Genomic DNA, 10,347 nt, shown 5'->3' on the forward strand with positions numbered 1-10,347 from the left:
CGACACGCGTATGCGCACCACCGCAAGGAGAAACATCATGGCTACTGGAACCGTCAAGTGGTTCAACGCTGACAAGGGCTTCGGCTTCATCGCTCCCGACGAGGGCGGCGAGGACGTCTTCGCTCACTTCAGCGCCATCCAGGCGAACGGCTACCGTTCGCTCGAGGAGAACCAGAAGGTCGAGTTCGACGTCGAGCAGGGCCAGAAGGGCCTGCAGGCGGCCAACATCCGCCCCGTCTGATTCCTTCTCGTCACCACGACGAGACGCACGACGCCCCCACCGCTCGCGGTGGGGGCGTCGTCATGTTCGGGGCCCCGTCAGGGCCCGCGGTCGATCTCCACGTCGCCGGAGTCGCTGCGCACGAGCACGAGGCGCGCGCCCTCCTGCACGTCCCCGTCCCCGGCCGGGGAGCCGTCGGTTCCCGCTCCGGCGCCGACCCCCTCGACGTCTCCACTGCTCGACGTCGCCTCCACCTCGTAGGGCCGGTCCCCGTCGGGCAGGCCGAGGTCGACGTCGCCGCTGCCCGTGGTCACCTTCACCGCGAACGGCTGATCGGCGAACGTGGCCTCGACGTCACCCGACCCGGTGGTCACGGTCAGGTCCTGGACACCCAGGCCGTCGAGGTCGACGTCGCCCTCGCTCGCGCGGATCGTGACGACGCCGGCGGTGAGACCGGCCACCTCGACGTCGCCGCTCCCGCCGACGACGTCGACCTGCAGACCCTCCGGCACCGTGATCGTCACGTCGACACCGCAGCCCGGGCTCAGCCACGCCCGGCAGTCGGCCACGACCTGGACCACGCTCCCGCGGCGTCCCAGGGCGAAGTCGGTGTCGAGCAGGCCGCTCGTGACCCGGGCCGAGTACGTCGGCGACGCCACGTCGCCCTGCACGACCCGCACGTCGGCCGAGGGCACCTGGAGAGCGAGCTGGCGTGCGTCGCCGAGGTCGATGCTGCCGGTCTCGGTGCGCACGTCCTTCGTGAGGTGCGAGACCAGCGCGAACCCGCCGACCGCGAGCGCGACCAGGACCAGCGTCGCCACCACGGGGACGAGCGTGCGCAGGAGGGGAGACGGACCCGCGTCGGGGTCGTCGGCGAGATCCAGGCCGTCGAGAGCCCCCGGCGGCGGATCGTGCATCACGACGCCGTGTCCGCTCCTGGGCCCGCTCCCCCGCCGTCGGCCGTGGCGACCGGGACGACGTCGGCCGCACCCATGCGCGCGGCGTCCGCGGTCTCGTCGTCGGGCATCGTCTGGGACTCCCGCTCGGCGGCGACCCGCTTTAGGTAGTGCTCGACCTCGAGCTCGCGCTGATCGTCGGTCCAGCCGAGCGCGTCGCCCATGAGCGACGCCACCTCGCGGGCGACCTCGGTGCCACGGTCGAAGGTCTCGATGGAGATGCGAGTACGGCGGGCGATGATGTCGTCGAGGTGGCGCGAGCCCTCGTGGGTGGTGCCGTAGACGACCTCGGCGCGCAGGTAGTCGTCGGCGCCGGTCAGCGGCTCGCCGAGCGACGGATCGGTGGCCACGAGGTCGAGGACCTCGACCACCAGCGATCCGTACCGGTGCAGCAGGTGCTCGATGCGGCCGACGTTCAGGCCGCTGTCCTCGGCGAGCCGGTGCCGCTGGTTCCACAGGGCCTCGTAGCCGTCGGCGCCGAGCAGCGGCACGTCCTCCGTGCAGGAGCTGGGCACGTTGCGGTCGAGCTGGTGCGTCATGCCGTCCACCGCGGCGTCGACGGCGTCCTTGGCCATGATCCGGTAGGTCGTGTACTTGCCGCCGGCGATGACCACGAGCCCCTTGGTGCTGGTGGAGACCGCGTGCTCGCGCGACAGCTTGCTGGTGGCGTCGGACTCCCCGGCCAGCAGCGGCCGCAGCCCGGCGTAGACGCCCTCGACGTCGGCGTGCGTGAGCGGCTCCACGAGCACGGTGTTGACGTGCTCGAGCAGGTAGTCGATGTCGCTGCGGCTGGCCGCAGGGTGGTCCTTCGAGAGGTCCCAGTCGGTGTCGGTGGTGCCGATCACCCAGTGCCGTCCCCACGGGATGACGAAGAGCACCGACTTCTCGGTGCGCAGGATCAGGCCGCCCTCGCCGCGGATGCGGTCGCGCGGCACCACGAGGTGGATCCCCTTGGACGCCCGCACGTGGAACTGTCCGCGCTCGGCCGCCATGCCCTGCGTCTCGTCGGTCCAGACACCGGTGGCGTTGATCACCACGGCGGCGCGGACGTCGAGCTCACGGCCGGACTCCAGGTCCTTCAGCCGGGCGCCGGTGACGCGCCCGCCCTCGCGGATCAGGTCGACCACACGCGTGCGGCTGGCCACGTGCGCGCCGTAGGCCGCGGCGGTGCGGGCCAGGAACATGGTGTGCCGGGCGTCGTCGACCTGGGCGTCGTAGTACCGCAGGGCGCCCACGAGCGCGTCCTTGCGCAGGCCGGGGAAGATCTTGCGCGCGCCGCGGCGGGTGTGGTGGCGGTGCAGCGGCACACCCTTGCCGTAGCCGGACGCCTTGCTCATGGCGTCGTACAACGCCACGCCCGAGCCGGCGTAGAAGCGCTCCCACCCGCGGTGCTGCAGCGGGTAGAGGAACGCCACCTCGCGGACCAGGTGCGGTGCCAGCTTCTGCAGGTTGAGTCCGCGCTCCTTGAGGGCCTCGGCGACGAGCCGGAAGTCGAGCATCTCGAGGTAGCGCAGCCCGCCGTGCATGAGCTTGCTGGAGCGGCTCGACGTGCCCGACGCGAAGTCGCGCGCCTCCACGAGACCGACCGAGAGGCCCCGGGTCGCCGCGTCGAGCGCCGACCCGGCACCCACCACGCCACCGCCGATCACCAGGACGTCGAGCGGTTGCTGTTCCATCGCGTCGAGCGCGGTCTGACGGGTGTGGGGCGACAGGGGTACGGGGCGCATGGCTCCAGTCAATCAGGGACGCCTGAGGCGCGCGTCCCGAGCGGCGGCCGGCCTCGCCTAACCCCGGCGCCGCGTCGTCGTTGTCCTGACCATGGACCTCGTTCGACGCCACCCCGTGGCCGCCGCGGCCGTCGCCGCCGCGCTGCTCGTGCTGGTGGCCCTGGTCGTCCCGCTGCCGGGAGGCTCCGGCGACGGGCCTGCCGGAGGTCCGGGGGCCGCAGGACCAGACGGGGGCACCACGTCGGTGCCCAGGCCCACGTCGTCGCCGTCCATGACCATCGCGGCGGAGGCCGCCGACGCCACCTCCGGCCTCGTGCGACCGTCGGTCGTCCGCGGCCACGAACCGGCCGGTCTGTCCGGGTCGGGCGGCGTCCTGAACGTCCGCGCCCATCGCATCACCCTGAGCGTCCGGTCCTCCGACCCGATCGGCGTGGTCGGCTACAACATCCCCACCAGCCGGGACCGCCCGAGCGGTGTCGTGCGGGGGGTCGGCCGGTCGTGGTCGCTCAGCACCCGCGTCTACGGCCGCCCGGACTACGCCCAGATGTTCCTGCAGGCGGGGCCGGCCAGCGTGAGCATGACCTGCACCATCACCGTCGACGGCAAGGTCACCGAGCAGCGGACGACGACCGGGCCGTACGGCCAGCTGTTCTGCCAGGGCTGACGCGCTGCCACGGTCGGTGTCGACCGCTCAGAACACCCCGGTGACGGCCTTGTAGAGCTCGTTCGCGCCCACGGCCAGGAACAGCAGGGCGCAGGCGCCCAGCGCCACGTTGGTGGTGACGCCGTTGCGCCACTCCCGGGGCGTGCGGTCGGAGTTCAGCAGCCCGAGCAGCGTGATGGCGAGGAACGGCATGAAGATCGCGCCCAGCACGCCGTACGCCAGGATGATCCCGACCGGCTCGTTGAGGAACAGCAGCGCCATGGGCGGGAACGTGAGCCACAGGACGTAGGCCTTGTAGTACGAGCCGCCCGAGAGCATCCGCGGGTCGTCCTTGGCGAGCCCACGCGACGTGCCGAGGTAGTCGGCGAACATGAGGCTCACGCCGTTCCACACCCCGATGAGCGAAGAGAACGACGACGCCCAGAAGCCGAGCAGGAAGACCTTGCCGAACACCTCCCCGTACCGCTCGTCGAGCACGTCGGAGAGGTCCACCAGGGCCTTGTCGCCCGTGGCGAGGGCGATGTTGGCGCTGTAGAGCAGCTCGGCACCCACGATGAGCATGGCCACGACGAACACTCCGGTCACGGCGTAGGCCACGCCGTTGTCGAGCCGCATGACGCGCATCCAGCCGGGCGACGCCCAGCCCTTCTCGCGCAGCCAGTAGCCGTAGGCGGCGAGCGTGATCGTGCCGCCGACGCCGCCGGCGACGGCCAGGGTGTTCACGAGGGCGCCGTCGGGGATCGTGGGGACCAGGCCGGGGAGCATGTCGGGCAGGTTCGGCGTGGCCAGGATCGCTGCGCCGACCACGGTCAGGAACATGATGCCGACGAACAGCGCGACGATCTTCTCGACGAAGCCGTAGCGACCGAGCCACACGATCGCGAAGCCGACGAGACCCATGCCGATCGCCCAGACCTTGAGGTCCGGCCCGTTCGGGAACAGCGCCACGAGAGGCAGCGCCGACGACGACATGGCGGTCGCGCCGTACACGAGGCCCCAGATGACGATGTACGGCCCGAAGTACCAGCCCGTCCAGCGGCCGAGCGAGCGCCAGCCCTGGAAGATCGTGCGGCCCGAGGCCAGCACGTAGCGGCCGGCCCCCTCCACGAGCGCGATCTTGAAGACCGTGCCGAGCACGACGGCCCACAGAAGCGCGTAGCCGAACTTCGCCCCGGCCGAGAGCGTGGCCACGAGGTCGCCCGCGCCCACGCCGGTGCCGGCCACGACGAGGCCCGGCCCGATCAGCTTCCAGCGCGCCGCCGGCTCGAGCCCGGTCCTGCCGGACCCGTCCGAGGCGGGCTGGTCAGGAGTCGGCTGGCCAGGAGTGGGCTGTTCGGTGTTCTCCCCCGAGGTCATCCGGACACCCTAGGAACCCGGTGCGTTGCCCGCCAGTCCGGTCGGCCCGCGCAACGGTTCCACTCCGGGCGGCACTCCCGGACGGTCGCAGCATGTGGTGGTGGATCCTGACCGGCGTGGTCGTGGCGGCGCTCGTGGTCGTCTGGATCGTGCTGCAGCACCAGACCGACCTGCTCGGACGGTCGCGGCGGCACGAGGAGACCGACCCCGAGGTCGCACGGGCCCTGCGCGAGGTGCGACGGCAGATCGACCAGGGCAAGGGCTTCCCGCACCGCTGACCTGCCCAGGGGTCCACCGGACTGGCAGGCTTGGTGCATGGTGAGCAGATGGTTCGGCCGACCAGGCAGCGGTTGGTACGCGACGACTGGCGACGGGAAGGCCCAGCGCCAGGTCACCGCTGAGGTCGCGATCGTCGGCGGCGGGCACAACGCCCTCGTCGCGGCAACGTACCTGGCCCGTGCCGGACTCGACGTGGTGCTGCTCGAGCGGCTCGACCACGTGGGCGGCGCGGCGGTCAGCGCGCAGACGTTCCCCGAGCACGACGCCCGCCTGTCGCGGTACTCCTACCTCGTCAGCCTCATGCCGCAGGCGCTCGTCGACGACCTGGGCCTGCGGCTGGAGCTGCGCTCGCGCGACACCGCCTCGTACACGCCGTACGAGCGCGACGGCGAGGCCCATGGCCTGCTGGTCGAGACCGGCGAGGGCGACGCCACGCGCGCCTCGTTCCGCGGGCTGACCGGCTCCGACGACGCCTTCGAGGCGTGGAAGGTGTTCTACGGCGAGGTGGCGATGCTGGCCGACGCCGTGGCCCCGACCTTCCTGCGGCCCCTCCCCCGGCGCGCCGACCTCGGTCCGGTCGTCGACCAGCAGGTCTGGACCGACGTCGTCGAGCGGCCGCTCGGGGTCGCACTCGAGCGGCGCTTCGACGACGACCTCGTGCGCGGCGTCGTCGGCACCGACGGGCTCATCGGTACGTTCGCGTCGCTGCACGACCCGTCGCTCGCGCAGAACCGCTGCTTCCTCTATCACCTGGTGGGCAACGGGACGGGCGAGTGGCGCGTCCCCGTCGGCGGCATGGGTGCCGTGACGGGAGAGCTCGAGCGGGTGGCCCGCGAGGCCGGGGTACGGATCCTCACGGGCGTCGAGGTGACCGGGGTCGAGCAGATCGAGGAGCGCGAAGCGTGTGACTGCGGCGATCCCGGCGAGGAGGCCGGTGTCGTCGTCGACGCCCTCGAGGGCGACGGTCACCTGCAGGTCGATGCGGCCTACGCGGTCAGCGGCATCGCCCCCTACGCGTTGGACGCAGCGATGTGGCCCGGCGACCAGGCCGGCGTGACCCGACCGAGCGGGTCCCAGCTCAAGATCAACCTGCTCGTGTCCCGGCTCCCCCGCCTGCGCTCCGGCGACGACCCCGCAGTCGCCTTCGCAGGGACGTTCCACGTCGACGAGGCGATGAGCCAGGTGGAGGCGCTGCACACCGCTGCGGCGCACGGCGAGCAGCCGTTCGCGTCCGGCGAGCTCTACTGCCACACGCTCACCGACCGTTCGATCCTCGGTCCCGAGCTCGCCGCGTCCGAGGCCCAGACGCTCACCTACTTCGGGCTGCACACGCCCTACGAGAACCTGCTCGACGACGGCGCGGCCGAGCGCGAGTACCGCCGGTTCCTGACCGCGATCGACGCCCACCTGGCCGAGCCGCTGGAGCCGCTGGTCCTCGGCGTCGAGGTGAAGACCCCGGCCGACGTCGAAGCCGCGCTCGCGATGCCGGGCGGGCACATCTTCCACGGCGACCTCGCCTGGCCGTGGCTCGAGGACGACGAGCCGGCGGACTCCCCGGCGCAGCGGTGGGGCGTGGCGACGGCGCACGACCGGGTGCTGCTGTGCGGCAGCGGCGCCCGACGAGGTGGTGCGGTCAGCGGCATCGGAGGCCACAACGCCGCCCATGCGCTGCTCGAGATGCTGGGCCGTCGCCCCTGATTTCGTCGCGCCGCAGGCGGCTGGTAATGTACTTCCTCGCGCGCACCTCTAGCTCAATTGGCAGAGCAATTGACTCTTAATCAATGGGTTCTCGGTTCGAGTCCGAGGGGGTGTACCACCCAAGAATCCCGGTGATTCCAGGCATTGACTGGCATCACCGGGTTTCTTCATTTCGGCCGATGTGGAGCCGGGTTCCCACAAACGTTCACACATGGACAGTCGCGTCCGCTCCAAGGGAGCTGCGGAGCGTGCACCCGCATCGGCGTACCGTCTGCGCATGAGAATCAGCCTGCGCGAGATGAGGGATCTGTCTGACCGCCTGGGAACCGAGGTCGCTTTCGAGCACAGCATCGGCATCCTCCGACTGACCGACGATGGCTACGCGATAGTCGTCTGCGACACACATGGCGTGGTGCTGGCGTGGGATGGCGCCTATTATTCGGGCCAAATGAGCGACGAGACGCCCATCCTTGACCAACCGTTCGACACCTGGGATGACGCTCGCGCAGTGCTGTTCTCTCGATCCAACGCGGCGCTCTTGCGTGAAGATGGCCCGCTGATGTTCGTGTTGTCGCCGACCTACTCACCTGCCCTAGAGGGCGCTCAGGTCGTTAACCTGCACCGGGACTCCGGCGCGGACGAGGCACGTGCCGGGCACCTACGCTCTGGCCGCGTCGTGGGGTTCGTTCCGATCGTGGACACGGAGGCATTCCGGGGACACCTTGAGGGCGACATCGCCGAGTGGGTGAAGTGACAAGTTCTGGTACCGCGTGCGGTACCTGGACTTGGCAAGGCTGGCAGCAACGCTAGCAACATCAATTGGGGCGTCCGGTTGCGGTGGCGGTGCGGATGCACCACGTGCAGGCCGCGCGCGGGTCGCGACCCGTGGAGCCTGACATGATGCTCCGATGGCTGCTGGGAAGGTGACGCGCGCCAGCTATTGGCTCGCGTCCCGGGTCGCACAGATCAGAGGGCTGGTCTACTGGCCGCTCGTCCTGGCGCTCGTCGCGGGTGGCGTTGTCTCGAGCATGTTCGCCGCGCGCGAATTCGAAGCCGGCAACTGGTCAGGTTGGGACTACGCACTATTCGCCGGGGCAACGTTCAACGCAATCGTGCTAGTAGGCATTCAGGTGCTTCGGGACCGCGGACAAGCAGGTACCCTCCGCGAGTTCCGCGCCAAGATGCGCACGGATTTCGGGGCGGCGCTGGATGCCTGCGTCGATGAGCTCGGGAACATGGCGAAGTCGCGGAAGGGTCGGCAGCGCGACGCCGACTACCAGGGAGTGGTCGCGATGCTTCTTGGCGCCGCGATCGAGCTGACTGGCCCGGGCGAAGGGCGGATGCGTGCGACCTTCTACGAATACCGCGAGGAAGGGCATGACGGTGAGGGGCTGTATGCCGTGAAGACGGTGGGGCGAGAGAAGAGCACGTACAACTTCCTCGCGGGCTCCGCTATCGGTGACGACGCTCTTCACATGGTCAGAGAGCGCGAGTACCTGTTCAATCCCGACGTGGGAGCGACGCCGCCGACTGGCTGGTCGACCGGCAAGGCCGCCAAGTACGTGGCGTTTTTGTCGGTGTCATGTGCGATACATGGACAACCGGCAGGGATGTTGTCGGTCGACTCCACAGACTCAGCTGACATCGACGAAGACGATGTGGCGATGCTGACGCTGGTTGGTCGCCTGTTGGGCGTGGCTTACACGCTGCGCGGGTGAGAGAGTGGACGATGAAAGCAAGTGCCGAGGAGGGCGAACGATGGCGATCCGAGGGAAGCTGCGGGAGCACCGAGTTGACGAAATGCTCGCCGATCCTGAGAAGTACTTCGCCGCGGTGCGTGACGAGAACCGCAAGGCAATCAAGCGCGAGGATGTCGCGCGCCGTAAGCGTCGCCGCGTCCGTCTGGCGTAACGTTCCGCCATCACGCAGCGCGAGGCATGGCAGGTGGCCTCACCGCGGGCCACGACAGGCGCCCAGCGTGCGCGCTCAGCCTCGTGCTCGGGTCCGTAGCCGCGGTCCTGCCTGGTGCCGGAGGTGGGCATGGCCTCCCCCGCACCGTGCGCTACTGCACTGGTTGTACCTGCCAGACGAGGTCGCCCTCGTCGTTTTGCCAGCGCACTTCAACTCGACCTATGGTGTCGTCGTCGAAGGTTGCGATGCAGTCGCTGGTCGTGCCCTGCCTGGACTTCATGCCCTCGGGACAGTCCACCGTCGCGGTGAAGCCCTTCTCTGCAAGGCTCGTCTCAATCTTCGACTCGACGTCCGATGTCTCGACCGGTGTGCTGCAGGCCGCGAGAAGCAGCGCGGCGAGGACCATGCCGAGCAGACGTTTCATGCCCGCGATGGTAGTCGCGAGAGCGGCGTCGTCAGGATGGTTATCTAGGATCTGCGATGCTTCCGAATGCAGCGGTACATCCACCAAAGACCGACCGTCGCGAGTGCAGCCGCGGCGGCGAGCAGCCACTGCTCACCGGCCGTGCGTTTGTCGTGAATGGTCACCACGAGGGTGGCAACGAAGACACATGAGATGAAGAGGCCGAACTCGGACTCGATGCGGTTTGCTTCGGATTGTGCCGTGAGGATGGCGAGCTGACCCTCGCCAAGATCCACCATGTCGGCCATAAGTTCCGCCATAGGTCCGAAGGCGGTCTCTACGGCTTGGACTGCATCAGCAAAGGTCGGATCTGGGGCATCGTCATCTTCTGCACCCGATCCGCCACCGGGTGGCGTCGGGGGCTTCGAGGGAGGAGGCGGCCCCGATGGCCCGCCGGTCTGTGATGCTTCGAGCGCACGACGGGTGGCCGCTGAGATAGTGCCAAACCGGGCTCTGAGCTCGCTCCGTTCTTGGAGCTGGCCCTCGAGAGCTTGTTCAGATATGGCCTGGAGGCGTCGCAGCGTTTCTGAGTCGAGGATCTGCCACCGACCGGCCAGATCCTTTGTGATGCGTTCGGCGGCCCGTCGAGTGCTTTCGTCGGCCACCTGCGTGGTTCGCATCGTCTTGGAGATCCGCGCCGCGGTGCGCTCTGAGAACTCCCGGTATGCCCTATCGAATTGCTCGAAGCGCTCCGGGTCGTTACGTAGTTGCTCTCTGACCCAGCCGATGTCGCGGACGGTCATGCCGAGAAACACATCGTCCGTGAAGACCGCCGGGAGGTTCTGCCGGTCGAACTTCCGGTTCGGTTGCTCGTCGTCAGCCTCTGGACGTTTTGGATCGTCCGCGTCGCTTCGAGTCACTGGTCCACGGTAGGCGACGCGCGGCTCATTACTTGGCAGTCCGGGATCTGGTCGCGGGCGGCGAGGAACACCTTGATGTCGTGGCTGGCGCAGATCCGGTTGGGGAAGCGTTGGTCGGCGGGTGCGTCGCAGAACGCACCGGACTTGAGCACCGACGTGGGGGGGGGGGGGGGGGGGGGGGGGGGGGGGGGGGGGGGGGGGGGGGGGGGGGGG

13 protein-coding genes and 1 tRNA gene are annotated in these 10,347 nt (G+C 69.4%); 8 read left to right on the top strand and 6 right to left on the bottom strand.

What is annotated here, in order from left to right:
* The first annotated feature begins 37 nt into the window (after positions 1–37).
* Positions 38–241 carry a cold-shock protein gene (locus NUV38_RS14600; protein WP_055964870.1) on the top strand — a complete coding sequence of 68 codons (204 nt, stop codon included), beginning with the start codon at positions 38–40 and terminating at the stop codon, positions 239–241.
* A 77-nt stretch (positions 242–318) separates the two neighbouring features.
* Here the strand turns inward: NUV38_RS14600 and NUV38_RS14605 are convergent, their stop codons facing one another.
* On the bottom strand, positions 319–1,137 hold the full coding sequence (locus tag NUV38_RS14605; protein WP_257729822.1) for a DUF4097 domain-containing protein: 819 nt from the start codon (positions 1,135–1,137) through the stop codon (positions 319–321).
* Positions 1,137–2,903, bottom strand: coding sequence for a glycerol-3-phosphate dehydrogenase/oxidase (locus NUV38_RS14610; protein WP_257729823.1), 1,767 nt, complete (start codon positions 2,901–2,903; stop codon positions 1,137–1,139). The genes NUV38_RS14605 and NUV38_RS14610 overlap by 1 nt, the downstream gene beginning before the upstream one ends.
* Positions 2,904–2,994: 91 nt before the next feature.
* On the opposite strand from NUV38_RS14610, the gene NUV38_RS14615 reads away from it, so the two are divergent.
* A complete protein-coding gene (locus NUV38_RS14615) occupies positions 2,995–3,567 on the top strand; it encodes a hypothetical protein (RefSeq protein ID WP_257729824.1) in 573 nt (190 codons plus the stop codon).
* A gap of 27 nt (positions 3,568–3,594) precedes the next feature.
* On the opposite strand, the gene NUV38_RS14620 is transcribed toward NUV38_RS14615, so the two are convergent.
* Positions 3,595–4,923 (bottom strand): Nramp family divalent metal transporter, encoded by a 1,329-nt coding sequence (locus NUV38_RS14620; RefSeq protein ID WP_257729825.1) that lies wholly within the window; start codon positions 4,921–4,923, stop codon positions 3,595–3,597.
* A gap of 92 nt (positions 4,924–5,015) precedes the next feature.
* On the opposite strand from NUV38_RS14620, the gene NUV38_RS14625 reads away from it, so the two are divergent.
* The 6 genes from NUV38_RS14625 (at position 5,016) to NUV38_RS14650 (ending at position 8,811) form a co-directional block, all read left to right on the top strand.
* Positions 5,016–5,201, top strand: coding sequence for a hypothetical protein (locus tag NUV38_RS14625; RefSeq protein ID WP_257729826.1), 186 nt, complete (start codon positions 5,016–5,018; stop codon positions 5,199–5,201).
* 37 nt (positions 5,202–5,238) lie between these two features.
* Entirely contained in the window at positions 5,239–6,900 is a 1,662-nt protein-coding gene (locus tag NUV38_RS14630; protein WP_257729827.1) for an NAD(P)/FAD-dependent oxidoreductase, read from the top strand.
* A gap of 42 nt (positions 6,901–6,942) precedes the next feature.
* Positions 6,943–7,018: transfer RNA gene (locus tag NUV38_RS14635), tRNA-Lys, on the top strand.
* Positions 7,019–7,177: 159 nt separating this feature from the next.
* Positions 7,178–7,654: a hypothetical protein gene (locus NUV38_RS14640; protein WP_257729828.1), complete on the top strand. Its 477-nt coding sequence runs from the start codon at positions 7,178–7,180 to the stop codon at positions 7,652–7,654.
* A 154-nt stretch (positions 7,655–7,808) separates the two neighbouring features.
* A complete protein-coding gene (locus tag NUV38_RS14645) occupies positions 7,809–8,618 on the top strand; it encodes a hypothetical protein (protein ID WP_257729829.1) in 810 nt (269 codons plus the stop codon).
* 40 nt (positions 8,619–8,658) lie between these two features.
* On the top strand, positions 8,659–8,811 hold the full coding sequence (locus tag NUV38_RS14650; RefSeq protein ID WP_156364707.1) for a hypothetical protein: 153 nt from the start codon (positions 8,659–8,661) through the stop codon (positions 8,809–8,811).
* Between the two features lie 151 nt (positions 8,812–8,962).
* On the opposite strand, the gene NUV38_RS14655 is transcribed toward NUV38_RS14650, so the two are convergent.
* From NUV38_RS14655 to NUV38_RS14665, 3 genes are read right to left on the bottom strand one after another with little or no spacing between them, the layout of a single operon-like run.
* Entirely contained in the window at positions 8,963–9,235 is a 273-nt protein-coding gene (locus tag NUV38_RS14655) for a DUF4333 domain-containing protein (RefSeq protein WP_257729830.1), read from the bottom strand.
* 44 nt (positions 9,236–9,279) lie between these two features.
* Complete coding sequence (locus tag NUV38_RS14660) at positions 9,280–10,134, bottom strand: hypothetical protein (protein ID WP_257729831.1); 855 nt, start codon at positions 10,132–10,134, stop codon at positions 9,280–9,282.
* The gene (locus tag NUV38_RS14665; protein ID WP_257729832.1) at positions 10,131–10,286 is read right to left on the bottom strand and encodes a hypothetical protein; all 156 of its coding nucleotides are present in this window, start codon (positions 10,284–10,286) and stop codon (positions 10,131–10,133) included. The genes NUV38_RS14660 and NUV38_RS14665 overlap by 4 nt, the downstream gene beginning before the upstream one ends.
* Positions 10,287–10,347: the final 61 nt, after the last annotated feature.

Source organism: Aeromicrobium sp. 50.2.37 (genome assembly GCF_024655735.1).
GTDB lineage: Bacteria > Actinomycetota > Actinomycetes > Propionibacteriales > Nocardioidaceae > Aeromicrobium.